Consider the following 18,769-nt stretch of genomic DNA (forward strand, 5'->3'; position numbering starts at 1 on the left):
CCCGCGGACAGCTCGATCCGACTGACCAACTGTAAGGCATACCGCAAGAGTTGCGGTCAACAGCGGTGACCTAATCGGCCAGAATGCGCCATTCGGCGGCCTCGTGCTGCTGGCGCCAGAATTCGTCGAAACGACCCCCCGCAGCGAGTAATTCGTCGACCGTGCCATCCTCGACCACCTGGCCGCTGTCGAGAAACAGGACGCGGTCGGCGTGGCTGATGCTCGCCAACCGATGCGCGACGATCACCTGGGTGCGCGATTGCGGGTCGGCGGTCAGCGCGTCGACCACGGCGGCCTCGTTCTCGGTGTCCAGTGCGCTGGTCGCCTCGTCTACCAGCAGTATCGGCGCGGGTTTGAGCAACGCGCGGGCGATGCTGACCCGCTGGCGTTCACCGCCCGAGAGCGCCGAACCGGCCTCGCCGACGACGCTGTCGGCGCCGTCGGGCAGCCGTGCGACGAGCTCGTCGACGCGGGCGAGCGCCACCGCGCGCGCGAACCGGTCGTCGTCGGCGCCGGGGTCCCCGGCGAAAACGTTGTCGCGGATGGACCCGTGGAACAGGTAGGGATGCTGGAACACGACGCTGCTCGCCGCCCGCCGGGCTTCGGCGTCCAGCGTCGCCGCGTCGACACCATCGATCAGCACCCGGCCGCGCGTGGGCTCGTGCAACCCCGCGATCAGCGCCAGGATGGTGCTCTTGCCCGACCCGGACGGTCCGACGATCGCCGTTGTGCTTCCCGGCTCCAATGAGAAACTCACCCCGTCGAGCACCAGGTCGGTGGCGCCACCGACAGCTGGGTACCCGAACGTCACGTCGTCGAACTCGATACGCGGGGCCGTGCCGCCCGGCAGCGTCGCGGCGCCCGCGTTCATCAGCGGCGCGGTGAGCACCGAGCGAATGTTGTCGAGCGTGGCGCGGGTGCTCTCCAGCGCCGGCGCCAGCTCGCTGATCGTGGTGAACGGCTCGAGGTAGCGCACGATGACGACGATCAGTGCGATGGCCTCGGCCACCGACAGCGTTCCGTTCACCGTCAGCGCGGTGGTCGCCCCGGCCAGCAGGATCAGGGCCAGCTGGCTGGCGAGGCTGAACAGCAGCTGCCCCGGCACCTGCATGGAGAGCAGCCGCATGGTTGCGCCGTGTTGGGCGGCCAGCGCGTCGCCGACCATGCTCCTGGCCGGTTCGACGCGCCGCGCGGCGCGCAATGCCTGCTGGGTCCGGGCGAACTCGATGATCCGCTCGGTGAGCGCGCTGTTGGCCTCGGCCGCAGTGGAATCGGCGCGACGCGCCAGGCGCGCCGACGCCCACAGCGCGCCCAGCATCAGCGGCAGCCCGCCCAGCGCGGCCAGACCGAGTTGCCAGGAGACCGGCAGCAGGACGACCGCGATGGCGGCCGGCAGCAGCACAGCCGAGATCAACGGCGTGAGCAGGTTGACGACGAGGCCGACGAGTTCGGGGCCCGTCGCCGCGATCGCCTGCCGCGCCGTCGCGGTGTGCTCGGCGGTGAACCAATCCAGCCGCACACCGGGCAGTCGGTCGGCCACGTCATGCTGGCTGTGGTCCAGCACCGCGAAGCCCAGGTTGAAGCCGATGCGCGCCGTCGCGGTGTCGATCACCCAGCCGAGCGCGGTGGCGGCGGTCAGCCACCCCAGCCACATCATCGCGCGGTGTGGGGCCTCGCTGAACGACGCGCCCACCAGGGGAACCAGCAGCACGGTGGCCACCGCCCGCACCACCACGGAGATCAACGCCAGCACCGTGTAGGCGACGACCCGGGTGCGCCGATCCGCCGGCACCAGGCTCAACCACGTGCGGATCATCGGGCACCCTCCCCGGCCGCGCCGGCGGCCACCTCATCGCGCTGGCCGCCCTCCCACAGGCGCCGATACCGGCCATCGGCGGCCAGCAACTCGTCGTGGGTGCCGCGCTCGACGACGCGGCCGTGGTCGAGCACGACGATCTGGTGGGCCCGGGTGATGGTGTGCAGCCGGTGCGCGATCACCAGCACGGTGCGGTCCTGTGTCAACCGGTTGAGCGCTTGCTGCACAAGGTATTCCGACTCCGGATCGGCGAACGCGGTGGCCTCGTCGAGGATGAGAACGCCGGTGCCGGCCAGGATCGCGCGGGCGATGGTGAGGCGCTGGCGCTCCCCGCCGGACAGGCCGCTCCCGGCGCCCAGCATGGTGTCGTAGCCGTCCGGCAGCCGCATGATCCGGTCGTGGATCTGCGCCTCGCGCGCCGCCTGTTCGATCTGCGCCGGGGTGGCTTCAGGAGCGGCCAGCGCGATGTTTTCCGCCACGGTGCCGTGCACCAACTGCGTCTCCTGCAGCACGAATCCGACCTGGGCGTACAGCTCGTCGGCGGTCATCGACCGGATATCTTGTCCCCCAACGCGTATCGAGCCCTGATCGACATCGTGGAACCGTGCCAGCAACGCGGCCAGCGTCGACTTGCCGGATCCCGACGGCCCCACCAGCGCTGTGACCGTGCCGGGGCACAGGGCCAGCGACACGTCGTGGATCACGGGAACGCCCGGACGGTAGCCGAAACTGACGTCGTCGAACACCACCGCCTTCGTCGGCTCCCCCTGGGCTTGGCCGTGATCGCGCACGGCGAGTTCGGCTTCGTCGAGCGTGTTCTGCAGGCGCCGGGCGGCCAACATGCCGGCGCGGATGCCGCCGAGGCCGTAGGCGATCCCGAGCAGGCGTGCGCCGAAGGTGGTTCCCAGCAACAAGAATGGCAACAGGTTGACCGGATCCATCCGCCCCCCGACCACCAGCAGGGTGCCGGTGGTCGCGATGAGCCACAGGAAGGTCGACGGCCGGGTGACCAGATCCATGAAGGTCTTCTTGCCGGCCAGTGGGCGCTGCCAGGCGACCAGGAAGCCGACGTATTCGTCCAGGCGGCGCCGGAAACTCGATGCGGCGGCACCACCGAAGACGCGGATCACCGGCTGACCCTCCAGGTAGGCGCCGGCCTCGCCGCTCATCGTCTCCGCCCAGCGCTGCGACTGCGGGATGCGCGGGCCCGATTGAATCGTCAGGGACGAGGTCAGCACCAGGTAGACCAGGACGGGCGCGAACAACACCAGCGCCACCCGCCAGTCGACCACGAACAGATAGACGAGCACCGCCACCGGCGCGACGGCCGCGGCCACCGCGTCCGGGATGGCATGGGTGACCAGGTAGTGCAGGGACAGCGTGTCGTCCTGGAGCAGTTGCTTGATGGAACCCGATCCGCGCGCGGTGAACCAGCCCAGCGGCAGCCGAGACAGCTTGCGCAACAATCCCGTACGCAAATCGCGGGCGAATCGTGCGTCGACGACGTGGAGCCAGAGGGTGAGGGCCGCGCCCAGCAACGCCCCCAGGCCCAGCAACGACACCGCGGCGATGCCGACGTTCCACAGCCGGGACGCGGGCGCCCCGGACACCAGGAGGCGGGCGAGTTCGACCAGCAGCACGAACGGCGCCAGCTGCACCAGCGTGATGACCGCCTGCAACAGGCCCGACAGGATCAGCGCCGAGCGCAGCGGCGCGAGCAATCGGCCCGCGGCCTGGGCGCGCCAGTTTCCGCGCGACACCGGGGCGGGCGCCGTCTCGGGAACCTCCCGAGCCGACTCCAGTTGCGCCGCAACCTCTTCCGGGGCGACGGTGAGCGCCACGCTTTCGGAGCCCTCGGGCTCGTCACCGCGGCGGGTACCCATCGCGCGCCCGGCGCTCCAGTACGCCTGGGCGTGCACCTCGGATTTCGGAAAGCCGAACTCGTCGCGCAGCCGGGTCCGCACCTGCTTGAGCGTCGTGGCCTCCGGCGTCGCCCACGCATACCAGTCGGACCAATCTCGGCTCTCGATCGCCGCCGCAAGCGATTTCTCGTCGCGGCGGGCGACCCAGTGCAGCCGCAGCCGCGGATGCTGTGCGATCGGGATCAGCGTGTCGTTGTCGTCGTGCTGTTCGAGGTACATCTCGATCGGGACGTCGTCCGGGACGACGCCGATGATCCCGTTCATCCCCGGAATGGACGCCGAATCGCCGATGAGCAGATACCCGGCCGGCTGCTCGTCGGGCATATCGAACCGCGACGAACCCATCAGTGCCATGACGGCGATGGTGGCGCCGGGCTGCACGGTGCGCGCCCACTGCGACGCCGGACCGGCCGGCTCGTGCAGCACGATGTCGACCGCGAAGCGTCCGGCCGCGACGTCGGCTTCCGAAATCGTGTAGGCGCGCTGAAACTCGGTCTTCGATCCGTCCGGATCGGGGAACCAGAACCGCAGCCATGCGGCCGGTTCGGCGTCCACGTCTTCGAACAGCGTGGTCGACGTCATGCGCACGCGCACGAAGTGCGGTGCGATCCGGACGGTTTCGATGACCGTCGCGGTGTGATCGCGCGCGCCGAAGCTGCGCAACATCACACCTTGGAATCCGCGTGCCATTAGCGGTCCTTTCTCGCGGCGCTCCGCGCCGGCGCGGAGCTGACGATCCGGCGGGATCACCGCCACGAGGCCACGGATCGGTGCGGCCGGCGAGGGCCGCACAAACTGTGAATTCGACACCTGCCACGATCCCGCGCGGGCGGCACCCCGCCGCGGATCACCGGCCACCCGGTCACGACTTGGTACGTTACCCCCACAAACTAAGGGTTGCCTTACCATAGGTCAACCTTGGGGCCCGCCCACCTTCCGCGGCGTCAGTAACCTGGGAGACATGAGCGGTGAGTCGGCAGCCCCGGTCCTGCTGTACGACGGTGTCTGCGGGGTGTGCAATCGGGCGGTGCGCACGATCCTTCGCTTCGACCCCGCAGGTCCGCTGCGCTTTGCGGCCCTGCAGAGCGTCTTCGCCAAAGCGATCATCGAACGGCACCCCGAGATCGGCAACGTCGACTCGGTGGTGTTCGTCGACGACCCCGGACAGCCCTCGGAACGCGTGGCCGTCCGCTCAGCCGCCGCGTTGCGCGTCGCGGATTATTTCGGCGGGCCGTGGAAAGCGCTCGCGGTCGCCCGTCTCGTTCCGACCCCCGTGCGCGACTGGCTCTACGACAGGTTCGCCGCCATCCGCTATCGGGTCTTCGGCAAGTACGACAGCTGTCCGCTGCCGCCTCCGGAGGTTCGCGCCCGCTTCGTAGAGGACTGAGAACGCGTCAGTCCGTGGCGGCGCCGGCCGCCAGGTCCGCCTCGGATTCCCTGCGCTTGAGCTCGGCCAGCTTGCGGTCCTCGGCCGCGGCTTCGCGGTGCTTGAGCGCGGATTCGCGGTGCACGTCGCGGTGCGGCACCCCTTGTCGGACGACCCAGTCTTGGCTTTTGGCGACTCGCTCATGCTGGATCGCGGATTCCTCGAAGCTTCGTGCCGCGGACAGCCCCGCGCGAGCCGCGCGCTCGCGCGCCATGGCCACTCTGCGTTCGGCGAGTTCGACATCTTCTGCGGTGAAAGCGTTTTCGCCGGGTGGTGCCGGCTCGCGTCCGGTGGGCATGGCGTCTCCCTTGTGTCCTGTGAGTTCGATGTACCCCGCAGGACGGGTTTGACGCTTAGCCCGCTGAAGATTTCATTTCGAATGTTGACCAGTGCGGGCGGAGGGACTCGAACCCTCAAGCTCTTTCGAGCAATGGCACCTAAAACCATCGCGTCTGCCAATTTCGCCACGCCCGCGCGCCCGGCAATCGTATCGCCTGCGATATGTCCAACTTGTCCGCGACGGGCGCGCATTGACGCGCGGTACGGTCAAGGGGTGTCCACTACACACCGTCGCAGACCCGCGCTGATCGCTTTGGTGATCATCGCGGCGTGCGGCTGCCTGGCCCTGGGCTGGTGGCAGTGGACCAGGTTCCAATCGGTCTCCGGCTCGTTTCAGAACCTCGGCTATGCGTTGCAGTGGCCGCTGTTCGCGTGGTTCTGCGTGTACGCCTACCGCAAATTCGTGCGCTACGAAGAGGAACCACCCCCGCCGCGCAGCACCGAGGCCGTGACGGAGATCCCCGCCGGTCTGCTGCCCGACCGGCCCACGCCCCCGCCGCAGGCACCCGATGACCCGGCGCTGCGGGAGTACAACAAATACTTGGCCGAGCTGGCCGCGCAGGACGCCGAAAAACAAAAGAGGACAACCGCATGACCACACCGGAGACCCCGGGCGGGGCAGTGCCCGCCGTGCCCGTCGACAAGATCCGCACCGCCTTGCTCGGCTACCGGATCATGGCCTGGACGACGGGTCTGTGGCTCATCGCGCTGTGCTACGAGATCGTCTCGCACCTGGCGTTCGACCACGAGATCCGGTGGATCGAAGTGGTCCACGGCTGGGTGTATTTCATCTACGTGTTGACCGCCTTCAACCTGGCGATCAAGGTGCGCTGGCCGATCGGCAAGACGGTCGGTGTGCTGTTGTCGGGGACGATCCCGCTGTTGGGGATCATCGTCGAGCACTTCCAAACCCGGGACGTCAAAGCCCGATTCGGCTTGTAAGCCACATCCGCCACACCCGTCCCTGCCGGGGACGGGCCCGCAATGCCCACCTCCTAGCGACAACGCGCGCGCACGACCGGGTTGTCGCTAGGAGGTGGGCATTTCGCCTGTCACCCCGCGCCGCGACTGGTGTGACGAATGTTGCGAATGCCTCGCACGCCGGGGATTCAGCCCGCGGACCGGGCCAGCGCTTCAAGCGACGGCAACAGCAGTTGCAGCGCGCGACCGCGATGCGAGACCGCGTCCTTCTCGCTCGGGCTGAGCTCGGCCGCCGTGCGCTCGTACCCGTTGGGCACGAACACGGGGTCATACCCGAAACCGCCATCGCCGCGCGGTTCCCGGGCGATGCTGCCGGGCCATTCGCCCCGGACGACGACCTCGCCCGCCCCCGACACCAGCGCGCAGGCGGACACGAACGCCGCGCCGCGCCGTTCGTCGGGCACGTCGCGCATTTGCGCCAGCAACAAGGCGGTGTTGCCGGCGTCGTCGCCGTGGTTGCCCGACCAGCGCGCCGACAGCACCCCCGGCATGCCGTTGAGCGCGGCCACCTCTAGTCCGGAATCGTCTGCCACGCTTGGCAACCCGCTCGCGGTGAACGCGTCGCGCGCCTTGGCCAACGCGTTCTCCTCGAAGGTCGCGCCCGTCTCCGGCGCTTCCTCGAACGGGGCGACGTCGTCGAGCGACACCAACGTCAAGCCCGTCAGACCGGCGGCGTCGAGCACCCGGCGCAGCTCGGCCAGCTTCTTCGGGTTGCGGCTGGCGACCAGCAGGCGTGACGAGTGCAAGCGCGGCGGGTCGTCACTATCAGGCACGGTCAGCTGCCGAACGCCTTCGGCGCCGGAGCCCCCTCGGGGAGCTCACCGGGGTATGGCTGCGCCAACGCCTCGCGCTGGGCGGCGAACAACTTGTCGCAGGCGGCCAGCGCCACGTCGAGCAGCTTGTCCAGCGTCGAACGCGGGAAGGTCGCGCCCTCACCGGTTCCCTGAACCTCGACGAGGGTGCCGGTGTCGGTGGCGACGACGTTCATGTCCACCTCGGCGCGGGCGTCCTCCTCATAGGGCAGGTCCACCCGGACCCTGCCGTCGACCACTCCGACGCTGACCGCCGCGATGGCGCACGACAACGGGCGCGGATCCGACAGCTTGCCCGCCGCCCCGAGATACGTCACCGCATCGGCGAGCGCCACGAATGCGCCCGTGATGGCCGCGGTGCGGGTTCCCCCGTCGGCCTGCAACACGTCACAATCGACGGCAATTGTGTTCTCCCCCAACGCCGCCAGGTCGATGCACGCCCGCAGCGAGCGTCCGATCAGCCGGCTGATCTCCTGGGTGCGCCCCGACAGCCGCCCCTTCACCGATTCGCGGTCGGAGCGCGTGTGGGTCGCCGACGGCAACATCGCGTACTCCGCCGTCAGCCACCCCAGCCCCGAACCCTTGCGCCAGCGCGGCACACCCTCGGTCACGCTGGCTGTGCACATGACCTTGGTGTGGCCGAATTCGATCAGCACCGAACCGGCTGGGTGGTCAGTGAAACCGCGGGTGATGACGACGGGCCGAAGCTCGTCGTCAAGGCGGCCGTCTTCTCGTCTCGTCACGACGCAACCCTAACGTGGAGTGTCAGACCCTCTCGGAGCGGCGGATATCGAACGTCTCACCGCACACCACCGCATGCACGGGACCATCGAACTCGGCCTTGGCCTCGCTGATCACGTCCTCCCGCGAGGTCCACGGCGGGATGTGCGTCAGCAGCAATTCGCGAACGCCGGCCTCGGCCGCGGCCCGGCCGGCCTCGGTCCCCGACAGATGCAGCGCGGGCGGCCGGTCCGCCGAATGCGTCCAAGACGCCTCGCAGAGAAAAACGTCGGCGCCGCGGGCCAGCTCGACGAGCTGATCGCAGACACCGGTGTCACCGCTGTAGACAAACGACGCGCCGGAGGAATCGGTGATCCGCAATCCGTAGGACTCGGTCGGGTGGGCCACCACCCGCGGCGTCACCGTCAGCTCACCGATCGTCACCGGCTCGCCGTCGACCCAGTGACGAACGTCGAAGATGTCCGAGCAGTCGTCGATCTCGCCGCCGTAGGGTGAGGACGCCGCGCCCAGCCGCGACCAGGTGTCGCCGGGGCCGTACAGCAACGCCTTACCGAGCGGGCGCGTCGGGTGATAGCGCCGCCATACGAACAATCCGGGCAAATCCAGACAGTGGTCGGCGTGTAAGTGCGACAACAGCACGTGCACGGAACCGGGGTCGGCATAGCGCTGCAGTGCGCCGAGAACACCCCCGCCGAAGTCGATGACCAATGGCGGAGTGTCCGGTGCCCGGAGCAGATAACCCGACGCAGGCGAATCCGGACCCACCACGCTGCCCGAGCAGCCGAGCACGGTTATTCGCACGGACACTACTGTGCCATGCCCGACAGGGCCATGACGAAAACATGGCCGCTTTGGTGTGACGAGAATCTCGCCCGGTCGTCAATCAACGCGCACCTGATGAACGGGCTGAACTCCGGACACGGCGGGACCGAGGAATCGCGCCGCCAGTCTGGTGAATGCGTCGGGGTCGCCGGTGGCTTCGAAGACGCGAGTCGCGGGCGGCGCATCATGCGGGCGAAGCAGGTCTCGCTCGGTGAGCACCCGCAGCACCTCTTTGGCGGTCTCCTCCGCGCTGGACACCAGCGTCACGTGCTCACCCATGGCCAGTTGAATGAGTCCCGACAACAACGGGTAGTGCGTGCATCCGAGCACCAGCGTGTCCACCTGCGCGCGCTGCAGCGGCTCCAGGTAGCCCTCGGCCAACCCGAGCACCTGACGCCCGCTGGTCACGCCGCGCTCGACGAAGTCGACGAACCGCGGGCAGGCCACCGCGGTGATCTCGGTGTCGCGGGCGGCCGCGAACGCGTCCTGATAGGCATGCGAGTTGATGGTCGCCTGGGTGCCGATGACGCCGATCCGTCCGTTGCGGGTGGTCGCGACCGCGCGGCGCACCGCGGGCAGGATCACCTCGACGACGGGCACGTCGTAGCGTTCGCGGGCGTCGCGCAGGCAGGCCGCGGATGCCGTGTTGCAGGCGATGACCAACGCCTTGACGCCGCGGCCCACGAGGTCGTCGCCGATGGCCAACGCGTGCGCCCGAACTTCGGGGATCGTCAGCGGGCCGTAGGGCCCGTGGCCGGTGTCGCCGACGTAGATGATGTCCTCGTCGGGCAGCTGATCGATGATCGCCCGCGCGACGGTGAGCCCCCCGACGCCGGAGTCGAAGACCCCGACGGGCGCCAGTGGTCCGCTCATGTCTTCCGGCGCGGCGACGCGGTGCCGGCCGTCCTTTTCGACCGGGCCTTGCGTTCCGGGGCGGACAACCAATAGGCGGCCACGACGCCGGCGATCGCACCGCACAGATGCGCTTGCCAGGACACGCCCCCGCAGAGTCCGAGCACCGGCATGGCGCCGAGCAGGACGCCGCCGTAGGCGAACATCACGACCAGCCCGATGACGATGTTGGACACCCGGCGCACGAATATCCCGAACACCAGCAAGAAGGCCAGCCAGCCGAAAATCAGGCCGGAAGCCCCGATGTGGTCGGTGGGGCCGCAGCTGCTGCCGACGTCACCGATGAGCCAGGTGCCCAAACCACCGAGGATCCATACGATGGCGGTCGCCCACACGAACCGGGACAGCCCCGCCAGCGTCATGAGGAAACCCAGCACGAGCAGCGGCACCGTGTTGGCCATCAGGTGCTCCCAGCTCGCGTGCAAGAGCGGGGAGAAGACGATGCCCCACAGGCCGTCGAGCTCGAGGGGCCGGATGCCGTTGGCATCCAGCGAGTGCCGGGTCATCTGGTCGACCAGCTCGACGAAGTAGAGCAACACGACGAAGGTGAGGATCGTGGCGGCGCCCACCATCGGCGTGGACCGCTTCTTCTCCTGGGCGGCGGGTGCCCTCGGAGCGGTCTTACCCATAGCTGCCCTTCCAGCGCGTTTCCGGCATCGTCCAGGCTACCGGCGCGGCGGGCGGATTCCTCATCGGCCGAGTGCGCCGGGCAGCACGTCGCGGTAGCTCGGGATCCCGGCGATCGATTCGGCGGCCAGCACCCCGCCCAGCACCGCTCGCGCCAGGCAATCGGCGGCCGCGATGCCGACCTCGGTGACCAGCCGCGTCTCGGGGGAGAACGCGGCCGGCACCGGCTTTGAACTGGGCGACGGGGGCTCGACCTCGACCGCCCCGGTGGCCAGGACGAACACCGCGTCCCCGTCGACCGGCGTGTGGGCCGGCCGGATGCTGCGGGCCAGGCCGTCGTGGGCCGAGATGGCCACCCGACGGCACGCCGCCGGGCTCAGGGCGGCGTCGGTGGCCACCACCGCGATGACGGTGTTGAGCGGTTCCTCCAGCGGGTCCGACGGGGACGGCAGCCGGGCGAAGGCGCCGACCTGCTCGGGCGGCGGCGGAGAGAGTCCGAACTCGTGGGCCAAGTCGGCCATCCACGGCAACCCGGTCGCCCGGTCGGCGACCTCGCCCGCGGCGTTCACCACGGCCAGCGCGCCGACGGTCACACCGCTCGGCAGCGCCGTCGAGGCGGTCCCGACGCCGCCCTTGAGCGCCCCGGCCCGGGCCCCCACCCCGGCGCCGACGTTGCCCACGCCCATCGCCGCACCTTCTTGCACGGCGGCGGCGCAGGCCAGGTAGCCGAACTCGTCCGTCGGGCGGCACTGCCAGCCGCCGACCGGCAGATCGAAGATCACCGCTGCCGGCACGATGGGCACCACGCCCCCACCCATCGCCACGCCGCGTTCCTGTTCTTCCAGCCAGCGCATGACGCCGTCGGCGGCCGCCAGGCCGTAGGCGCTGCCCCCGGCGAGCAGTACCGCGTCCACGAACCGCACCGTGTTGACGGGGTCGAGCAGATCGGTCTCGCGGGTTCCGGGGGCCCCGCCGCGGCAATCGACCGCGCCGACGGTCCCCGGGGGCGGGAGCACCACGGTGACGCCGCAGGCCCAGCCCGCGCCCAACGAGGCGTCGGGGTCCAATCGCTGGTAGTGGCCGACGCGGATCCCACCGACGTCGGTGATCGCGCCCATCCCGGTCACCGAGACCCCATCAGCACCAACACCAGGTACTCCTGCAGGACCGTCAGCCACTGGTAGACGTCGAAGTGCACGGCCAGCGGATGATCGGCCGGCAGCCGCTCGGGGCCCTCGGGTCCGACCTCGAGCATGACGCCCAACGTCAGCCGGATGTCGTTGACCGCCCCGATCCAACAGTTCGCGTCTTCCTCGCTCAGCTCGAACCGGCCGCCGTCCTCGGGGACCGTGCTCAGCAACCGCTGTGCCGCAACGCGTTTGGCGTCGACGATGCCCGGCTCGTGCAGGCTGCGCAGCGCGGCGTTCAGGCTGTCCGCGGAATCTGCAGGCGCGGTGTCCTGGTCGTCGTTTCGGTAGAAGTCCGGCAGCAGCCGGCGCAGGGTGGGGTCTTTGGGCGGTTCGGCGTTGCCGGTCTTGATGCCGGTGATTTCTTCGAGTTCGTCTGCCGGCGAAGAGGATTCACGCTCGTCGAGCAAACCGATCATCGCGGTGGCGAGGTTCTTCAGCAGTGCCGCCTCATGGGACGCCAGGGCCGACCGGAAACGGGGACCGTCCGCGGTCTCGACGCGCTTCCATTTGCGCACAGGGAATCGCCAGCGCCTCGATCGTCAGCGGTCCTGCTGCAGCGTCGCCCACAAACCGGCGGCGTGCAGCTTGGACACATCGGCTTCCATGGACTCCCGGCTACCGGCGGACACCACGGCCTTTCCTTCGTTGTGCACCTGCAGCATCAGTTTGGTGGCATGCGGCTCGCTGTAGCCGAACAACTTCTGGAACACGTATGTCACGTACGTCATCAAGTTGACCGGGTCATCCCAGACGATCGTGACCCAGGGACTCGCCGTGACCTCGACCGGCGCGGACTCGCGTTGTCCTGTAGTGCCCGGCTTAGTGGGCGCTGACATAACAACCATGGCCTACACGATACCGAGGGATGCACGACGTTTCCGAGCCCGCGGGGCAGCCGATACCGTTATGGAATGAACGACTCGGTCGTCACCGGGCTGCTGACCGACAAGTACGAGTTGACGATGCTGGCGGCGGCGCTGCGGGACGGCAGCGCCAATCGCCGCACCACCTTCGAGCTTTTTGCGCGCCGTCTTCCCGAGGGACGCCGTTACGGCGTGGTCGCCGGAACCGGCCGGCTGCTCGAGGCGCTGCCGCAGTTCACCTTCGATGACGAGGCCTGCCGGTCGCTCGGGCAATTCCTCGATCCAGATACGTTGCGGTACTTGCGCGATTTTCGGTTCGGCGGCGATATCGACGGCTACGCCGAGGGCGAGCTGTACTTCCCCGGATCCCCGGTGCTCTCGGTGAGCGGGACGTTCGCCGAGTGCGTGGTGCTCGAAACGCTGGCGCTGTCGATTTTCAACCACGACACCGCGGTCGCGTCGGCCGCCGCGCGGATGGTGAGTGCGGCCAGGGGACGACCGCTGATCGAGATGGGGTCACGGCGAACCCACGAACAGGCGGCGGTCGCCGCGGCCCGCGCCGCCTACATCGCCGGCTTCGCCGCGTCCTCCAATCTGGAGGCTCAGCGCTGCTACGGAATACCGGCCGAGGGCACCTCCGCGCACGCGTTCACCATGCTGCACGCGCGCGCCGACACCCCCGCGGAGTCGACCGAATTGGCGGCCTTTCGGGCGCAGGTCGAGGCGCTCGGCGTCGACACCACCCTGCTGGTGGACACCTACGACGTGACGGCCGGCGTGGCCAACGCGGTGGCCGCCGCCGGCACCGGGCTCGGTGCCGTGCGCATCGACTCCGGCGAGCTGGGCGTGCTGGCCCGCCAGGTGCGCCGGCAGCTCGACGACCTGGGCGCCACCGGGACCCGCATCGTGGTCTCCGGTGACCTCGACGAGTTCTCCATCGCCGCATTGGCAGCCGAGCCGGTGGACAGTTACGGCGTCGGCACGTCGCTGGTGACCGGCTCGGGCGCACCCACCGCGAACATGGTGTACAAGCTGGTCGAAGTGGACGGCCTGCCGGTGCAGAAGCGCAGCAGCCACAAGGAATCCCACGGCGGACACAAAGAGGCACTGCGCACCGCGCGCAGCTCCGGCACCATCACCGAGGAGATCCTGTACCCGGCCGGCCGTCAGCCCGACGTCGATGAACCGGCCCGGGTGTTGACCGTCCCGCTGGTCCGCGGCGGGGAGCTGGTGTCCAAACCGAACCTCGCCGCGGCGCGCGAGCTGGTAGCTTCCGGGCTGCGCAGTCTGCCGTGGGAGGGGCTGAACCTGTCGCACGGCGAACCCGCGGTCACGACGACGCAGATCCGCGCCTGAGCAAGGGAGTGACCACGTCCGACGTGTCCGTGCACGAGCTGCTGGCCACCGCCGTGGCCGCGCTCGGCGGCAGTGAACGCAGCGGCCAACAGGAGATGGCCGACGCGGTGGCGCGGGCCTTCGCCACCGACGAACACCTCGTCGTACAGGCCGGCACCGGCACCGGCAAGTCGCTCGCCTATCTGGTGCCCGCGATCGTGCACGCCCTGGACGACGACTCCCCCGTCGTCGTGTCGACGGCCACCATCGCGCTGCAACGCCAGCTCGTCGATCGCGATCTGCCCCGGCTCATCGATGCGCTGGCCGACGCCCTGCCGCGCCGCCCGCAGTTCGCGCTGCTCAAAGGCCGACGAAACTATCTGTGTCTCAACAAGATTCACAACGGCGGGGCGGCCGACGGTGACGACGTCGACGGGCGGCCGCAAGAGGAACTCTTCAACCCCATGGCGGTCAGCGCCCTGGGCCGCGACGTGCAACGGCTCACCGAGTGGGCGTCGACCACCGAATCCGGTGACCGCGACGATTTGAAGCCGGGCGTGCCCGACCGGTCCTGGTCTCAGGTCAGCGTTTCCGCGCGGGAATGCCTCGGGGTGGCCCGCTGCCCGTTCGGCACCGAGTGCTTCTCCGAGCGGGCCAGGGGCCTGGCCGGCCGTGCCGACGTCGTGGTCACCAACCACGCGCTGCTGGCCATCGACGCGGTCGCCGAATCCGCGGTGCTGCCCGAGCACGCGCTGCTGGTGGTCGACGAGGCGCACGAGTTGGTGGACCGGGTGACGTCCGTGGCCACCGCGGAGTTGACGTCGGCCGCGCTCGGGGTCGCCTCGCGGCGGATCAGCCGGTTGGTGAGCCCGGAACTGGTCCAGCGCCTCGACGCGACGACCGCCAACTTCGCGGCGGCGATCCACGACGGCACGCCGGGGCGCATCGACCGCCTCGACGAGGACCTGGCGACGTACCTGACCGCGCTGCGCGACGTCGCCACCGCGCCGCGTTCGGCGATCGACACCACGAACGACGCCAAGGCGGCGGCGGCCCGCGCCGAAGCGGTCGCCGCGCTCAGCGAGATTTCGGAGACGGCGTCGCGGGTGCTCGCCTCGTTCGGGCCGGCCATCCCCGACCGCACCGACGTGGTGTGGCTGGAACACGAGGAGAACCGGGGCGCACCGCGCCCGGTGTTGCGGGTGGCCCCGCTCTCGGTCGCCGGGCTACTGCGCCAACGCGTGTTCTCGCGTTCGACCGTGGTGTTGACGTCGGCGACGCTGACGATCGGCGGCTCCTTCGACGCCATGGCCGCGGCGTGGGGCCTGACCGCTCCCACGAGCGACGACGGCGGCGGCGGCGGCGACGCACGCTGGCGCGGCCTCGACGTCGGCTCGCCGTTTCAGCACGCCAAGGCCGGCATCCTGTACGTGGCCGCGCACCTGCCGCCGCCCGGGCGCGACGGCGTCGGCTCGGCCGAGCAGCTGACCGAGATCGCCGAGCTCATCACCGCCGCCGACGGGCGCACCCTGGGCCTGTTCTCGTCGATGCGGGCGGCCCGCGCGGCCGCCGAGGCCATGCGCGAACGGCTGTCGACACCGGTGTTGTGCCAGGGCGACGACAGCACGTCCGCACTGGTCGAGCAGTTCAGCGCCGACCCGCAGACCTCGCTGTTCGGCACCCTGTCGCTGTGGCAGGGCGTCGACGTGCCCGGGCCGTCGCTGTCGCTGGTGCTGATCGACCGCATCCCGTTCCCCCGCCCCGACGACCCCCTGCTGGGCGCGCGCCAGCGGGCGGTCGCCGCGCGCGGCGGCAACGGCTTCATGGCCGTCGCGGCCAGCCACGCGGCGCTGCTGCTGGCGCAGGGCTCCGGCCGGCTGTTGCGCCGCGTGACCGACCGCGGGGTGGTCGCGGTGCTCGACTCGCGCATGGTCACCGCCGGCTACGGCGGCTACCTGCGGGCCTCGCTGCCGCCGTTCTGGCAGACCACCAACGGGGCGCAGGTGCGTGAGGCGCTGCAGCGGCTGCGGACAGCGGAGGACTCGCAAGAAGGCCTGTCCGCCTGAGGGTTCCGGCTACCGGGCCAGGGTGACCAGACCGAGCTCGTTGCTGGCGGCCAGCATCGGATGGCGGGGCAGCACGCGCACGGTGTATCCCACCGATCCCGCCAGCGGCAACGGGGTGGTCGTCGAGAACACCTGGTTGCCGCCCTCGGCGGTGCCGGTGTACGACATCTCGACGGTAATCGGCTCCAGCAGCGCATCGCCGGCGTCGACGCGGCCGACCACCGCCTGGACCGTGACCTCGTCGGGCGTCAGCCCGGCCAGCTGCACGGTGGCGGTCAGGGTCAGCTTCGAGCCGAGCACCGGACTGTCCGGCAGGCCGGTGCTGTCGACGTCGGTGATCACGATCTTCGGCCAGGCCTCGTAGGCGCGCCGGCGATAGGCGGCCAGCTCGCGGGCGGCGCCGAACTCGCCGCCGCCGTCGGCGGGCGCGAGCGTCTTGCGCAGCGATTGCGCCGCGGGCGTGTAGTACTGCTCGACGTAGTCGCGCACCATGCGGGAAGCCAGGACCTTCGGGCCGAGCGTCTGCAGGGTGTGGCGCACCATTTCGATCCAGCGCGGCGGTACCCCGTGCTGGTCGCGCTCGTAGAACTTCGGTGCCACGGCTTCTTCCAGCAGCCGATACAGCGCGCTGGATTCCAGGTCGTCGCGGCGCTCCGCGTCGGCCACGCCGTCGGCAGACGGTATCTCCCAACCGTTTTCGCCGTCGTACCATTCATCCCACCAGCCATCGCGGATGGACAGGTTCAGCCCGCCGTTGAGTGCGCTCTTCATTCCCGAGGTGCCGCAGGCCTCCAACGGGCGCAGCGGGTTGTTCAACCAGACGTCGCAGCCCCAATAGAGCAGCCTGGCCATGGACATGTCGTAGTCGGGCAAGAACGCGATGCGGTGGCGCACCTGCGGCCGGTCGGCAAAACGCACCACCTGCTGGATCAAGGCCTTGCCGCCGTCGTCCGCCGGGTGCGACTTACCGGCGACGATCAGCTGGATCGGCCGTTCGCTGTCCAGCAGCAGCTGCTCCAGCCGATCCGGATCGTGCAGCATCAGCGTCAACCGCTTGTACGTCGGCACCCGCCGGGCGAACCCGATGGTCAGCACTTCCGGATCGAAAGCTGTTGCTATCCAACCCAATTCGGCGTCCGAGGCGCCGCGTTCCAACCACGACCGCCGCAGCCGGCGCCGCACGTCGTCGACCAGCAGGGACCTCAATTGCGAACGAATCCACCACAGGTGACCCGCATCGACCTGCTGCAGGCGCAACCACACCCCCGGATCGCTGAACGAATCCGACCCGGCCAGCTCGTAGCCCAGCTGCAGCCACTGCGGCGCCGCCCAGGTGCGCGCGTGCACCCCGTTGGTGATCGACCCGATCGGCACCTCCCCGGGGTCGAATCCGGGCCACAGCTCGTTGAACATCGCCCGGCTCACCCGGCCGTGCAGCGACGAGACCCCGTTGGCCCGCTGGGCCAGGCGCAGACCCATGTGCGCCATGTTGAATTTCGTCGGGTCGTCCTCGGCGCCGAGCGCCAGGATGCGCGCCGTCGGCACCCCCGGCAGCAACACGGGCGCGCTCGTCGCGTCGGCCGCCGCGCCGTCGCCGCCGGATGCCGATTCGTCGGCAAGATGGTCGTCGAAGTACAGCCGCACCATGTCGATGGGGAAACGGTCGATGCCCGCGGGCACCGGGGTGTGGGTGGTGAACACGGTGCTCGAGCGCACGACCGCCAGCGCGGTGTCGAAGTCCAACGCCGCGCCCGTCATCAGCTCGCGAATGCGCTCCGCGCCCAGGAACCCGGCGTGCCCCTCGTTCATGTGGAACACCTCCGGCGCGGGCAGGCCGTGGATGGCGGTGTAGGCGCGGATCGCCCGCACGCCGCCGATGCCGGCCAGGATCTCCTGCCTCATCCGGTGTTCCTGATCGCCGCCGTACAGGCGGTCGGTGACACCCCGCAGATCGTGCTCGTTCTCGGGGACGTCGGAATCGAGCAGGAGCAGCGGGACCCTGCCCACCTGCGCGACCCAGATCCGGGCGTGCAACTGCGCGGAGTCCGGCAGCATCAGCTCAACCAGGGCGGGGTCGCCGGTGGCATCGGTCAGCAACCGCAACGGCAGCCCCTGCGGGTCCAGCGACGGATAGTTCTCGTGCTGCCACCCGTCGGCGGTCAGCGACTGCCGGAAGTAGCCGGACCGGTAGTAGAGCCCCACCGCGACCAACGGCACGCCCAGATCGGATGCGGACTTCAGGTGGTCACCGGCGAGGATGCCCAAGCCGCCGGAGTAGTTGGGCAGCACCTCGGCGATGCCGAACTCCATCGAGAAGTAGGCGATGGCGGCCGGCATCTCGGCGCCGTGGTCCTGCTGTTGCTGGTACCACAGCGGGCGGTTGAGGTAATCGTTCAATTCGGCGGTCAGCTCGTCGAGCCGGCGAAGGAAGGTCTCGTCGATCGCCAATTCGTCGAGTCGCGCCGGCTTGACCGCCCCCAGCAACGCCACCGGATCGCAGCCGCATCGCTGCCACAGGTCCGGGTCGATGCTCGCGAAAAGGTCCTGGGTCGGCGTGTCCCATGACCATCGCAAGTTGGTCGAGAGCTGGTCCAGCGCGGTCAAACGCTCGGGAAGGTGAGCACGGACGGTAAACCGGCGGAGGGCTTTCACGCGTCCCTACCTTACTGAGGATTCCGGCCCGCGCACGGCGGCGCGAAAGACCGCTTTTCGTTCGCTTTCCGTGGCGGGGTGTGACCGAAGACTAGGGTGGGTATCGGTTAGTTATCGGGGTCGCAACGATGCTTCCCCGCATAGAAAGTTCCCCACGACAGGAAGTTTCCCGACGAGCGGCGTTCCGCGCGGAGCACACCCCGGACTGGCCGCACACAATCTGGATCGCTCCCGGTGACGATGCGGCCCGCGGCGCGGGGCGCGG

The 18,769-nt window shown here is 69.6% G+C and carries 17 protein-coding genes and 1 tRNA gene; 5 read left to right on the forward strand and 13 right to left on the reverse strand.

The annotated features are described in order from the left end of the window. Positions 1-70 precede the first annotated feature (70 nt). Both QGN30_RS20775 and QGN30_RS20780 read right to left on the reverse strand, forming a co-directional pair. Entirely contained in the window at positions 71-1,816 is a 1,746-nt protein-coding gene (locus QGN30_RS20775; protein ID WP_038535569.1) for an ABC transporter ATP-binding protein, read from the reverse strand. Then, the gene (locus QGN30_RS20780) at positions 1,813-4,428 is read right to left on the reverse strand and encodes an ABC transporter ATP-binding protein/permease (RefSeq protein ID WP_038538531.1); all 2,616 of its coding nucleotides are present in this window, start codon (positions 4,426-4,428) and stop codon (positions 1,813-1,815) included. Before QGN30_RS20780 ends, QGN30_RS20775 begins: the two co-directional genes overlap by 4 nt. Positions 4,429-4,699: 271 nt before the next feature. On the opposite strand from QGN30_RS20780, the gene QGN30_RS20785 reads away from it, so the two are divergent. After that, a complete protein-coding gene (locus QGN30_RS20785; RefSeq protein ID WP_038535566.1) occupies positions 4,700-5,125 on the forward strand; it encodes a thiol-disulfide oxidoreductase DCC family protein in 426 nt (141 codons plus the stop codon). Positions 5,126-5,132: 7 nt separating this feature from the next. On the opposite strand, the gene QGN30_RS20790 is transcribed toward QGN30_RS20785, so the two are convergent. Next, positions 5,133-5,462, reverse strand: a complete 330-nt coding sequence (locus tag QGN30_RS20790) for a hypothetical protein (RefSeq protein ID WP_009952855.1) — start codon at positions 5,460-5,462, stop codon at positions 5,133-5,135. A 92-nt stretch (positions 5,463-5,554) separates the two neighbouring features. Then, positions 5,555-5,638 (reverse strand) — tRNA-Leu (locus QGN30_RS20795). A gap of 79 nt (positions 5,639-5,717) precedes the next feature. Between QGN30_RS20795 and QGN30_RS20800 the strand changes: the two genes are divergently transcribed. Together QGN30_RS20800 and QGN30_RS20805 are read left to right on the forward strand one after the other, a co-directional pair. Continuing rightward, positions 5,718-6,098, forward strand: a complete 381-nt coding sequence (locus QGN30_RS20800; protein ID WP_026071506.1) for a hypothetical protein — start codon at positions 5,718-5,720, stop codon at positions 6,096-6,098. Further along, positions 6,095-6,445, forward strand: coding sequence for a DUF3817 domain-containing protein (locus QGN30_RS20805; RefSeq protein WP_009952852.1), 351 nt, complete (start codon positions 6,095-6,097; stop codon positions 6,443-6,445). The genes QGN30_RS20800 and QGN30_RS20805 overlap by 4 nt, the downstream gene beginning before the upstream one ends. 167 nt (positions 6,446-6,612) lie before the next feature. Here the strand turns inward: QGN30_RS20805 and rdgB are convergent, their stop codons facing one another. The 8 genes from rdgB to clpS form a co-directional block, all read right to left on the reverse strand. Then, positions 6,613-7,230 (reverse strand): RdgB/HAM1 family non-canonical purine NTP pyrophosphatase, encoded by a 618-nt coding sequence (gene rdgB / locus QGN30_RS20810; protein WP_038535563.1) that lies wholly within the window; start codon positions 7,228-7,230, stop codon positions 6,613-6,615. Between the two features lie 29 nt (positions 7,231-7,259). Continuing rightward, entirely contained in the window at positions 7,260-8,039 is a 780-nt protein-coding gene (gene rph, locus QGN30_RS20815) for a ribonuclease PH (protein ID WP_008254891.1), read from the reverse strand. A 22-nt stretch (positions 8,040-8,061) separates the two neighbouring features. Next, positions 8,062-8,844 (reverse strand): cyclic nucleotide-degrading phosphodiesterase, encoded by a 783-nt coding sequence (locus QGN30_RS20820; RefSeq protein WP_038535561.1) that lies wholly within the window; start codon positions 8,842-8,844, stop codon positions 8,062-8,064. A 72-nt stretch (positions 8,845-8,916) separates the two neighbouring features. Continuing rightward, a complete protein-coding gene (gene murI, locus QGN30_RS20825; protein WP_014384089.1) occupies positions 8,917-9,732 on the reverse strand; it encodes a glutamate racemase in 816 nt (271 codons plus the stop codon). After that, positions 9,729-10,400: a rhomboid family intramembrane serine protease gene (locus tag QGN30_RS20830; RefSeq protein WP_036458477.1), complete on the reverse strand. Its 672-nt coding sequence runs from the start codon at positions 10,398-10,400 to the stop codon at positions 9,729-9,731. The genes murI and QGN30_RS20830 overlap by 4 nt, the downstream gene beginning before the upstream one ends. A gap of 60 nt (positions 10,401-10,460) precedes the next feature. Next, positions 10,461-11,516, reverse strand: a complete 1,056-nt coding sequence (locus tag QGN30_RS20835) for a P1 family peptidase (protein ID WP_038535559.1) — start codon at positions 11,514-11,516, stop codon at positions 10,461-10,463. A 5-nt stretch (positions 11,517-11,521) separates the two neighbouring features. Beyond that, the gene (gene aosR, locus QGN30_RS20840) at positions 11,522-12,103 is read right to left on the reverse strand and encodes an oxidative stress transcriptional regulator AosR (protein WP_009952845.1); all 582 of its coding nucleotides are present in this window, start codon (positions 12,101-12,103) and stop codon (positions 11,522-11,524) included. Between the two features lie 24 nt (positions 12,104-12,127). Beyond that, positions 12,128-12,433, reverse strand: a complete 306-nt coding sequence (gene clpS / locus QGN30_RS20845) for an ATP-dependent Clp protease adapter ClpS (RefSeq protein ID WP_026071508.1) — start codon at positions 12,431-12,433, stop codon at positions 12,128-12,130. A gap of 66 nt (positions 12,434-12,499) precedes the next feature. Here clpS and QGN30_RS20850 point away from each other — a divergent pair, with 66 nt between their 5' ends. Beyond that, a complete protein-coding gene (locus QGN30_RS20850; RefSeq protein ID WP_009952842.1) occupies positions 12,500-13,807 on the forward strand; it encodes a nicotinate phosphoribosyltransferase in 1,308 nt (435 codons plus the stop codon). Between the two features lie 8 nt (positions 13,808-13,815). Beyond that, positions 13,816-15,852 (forward strand): ATP-dependent DNA helicase, encoded by a 2,037-nt coding sequence (locus QGN30_RS20855; RefSeq protein ID WP_416366865.1) that lies wholly within the window; start codon positions 13,816-13,818, stop codon positions 15,850-15,852. A 9-nt stretch (positions 15,853-15,861) separates the two neighbouring features. Here QGN30_RS20855 and glgP read toward each other — a convergent pair whose 3' ends face one another. Continuing rightward, the gene (glgP, locus tag QGN30_RS20860) at positions 15,862-18,504 is read right to left on the reverse strand and encodes an alpha-glucan family phosphorylase (RefSeq protein WP_038535552.1); all 2,643 of its coding nucleotides are present in this window, start codon (positions 18,502-18,504) and stop codon (positions 15,862-15,864) included. Between the last annotated feature and the right edge of the window lie 265 nt (positions 18,505-18,769).

The organism is Mycobacterium sp. 3-98 (assembly GCF_035918355.1).
GTDB classification, from domain to species: domain Bacteria; phylum Actinomycetota; class Actinomycetes; order Mycobacteriales; family Mycobacteriaceae; genus Mycobacterium; species Mycobacterium intracellulare.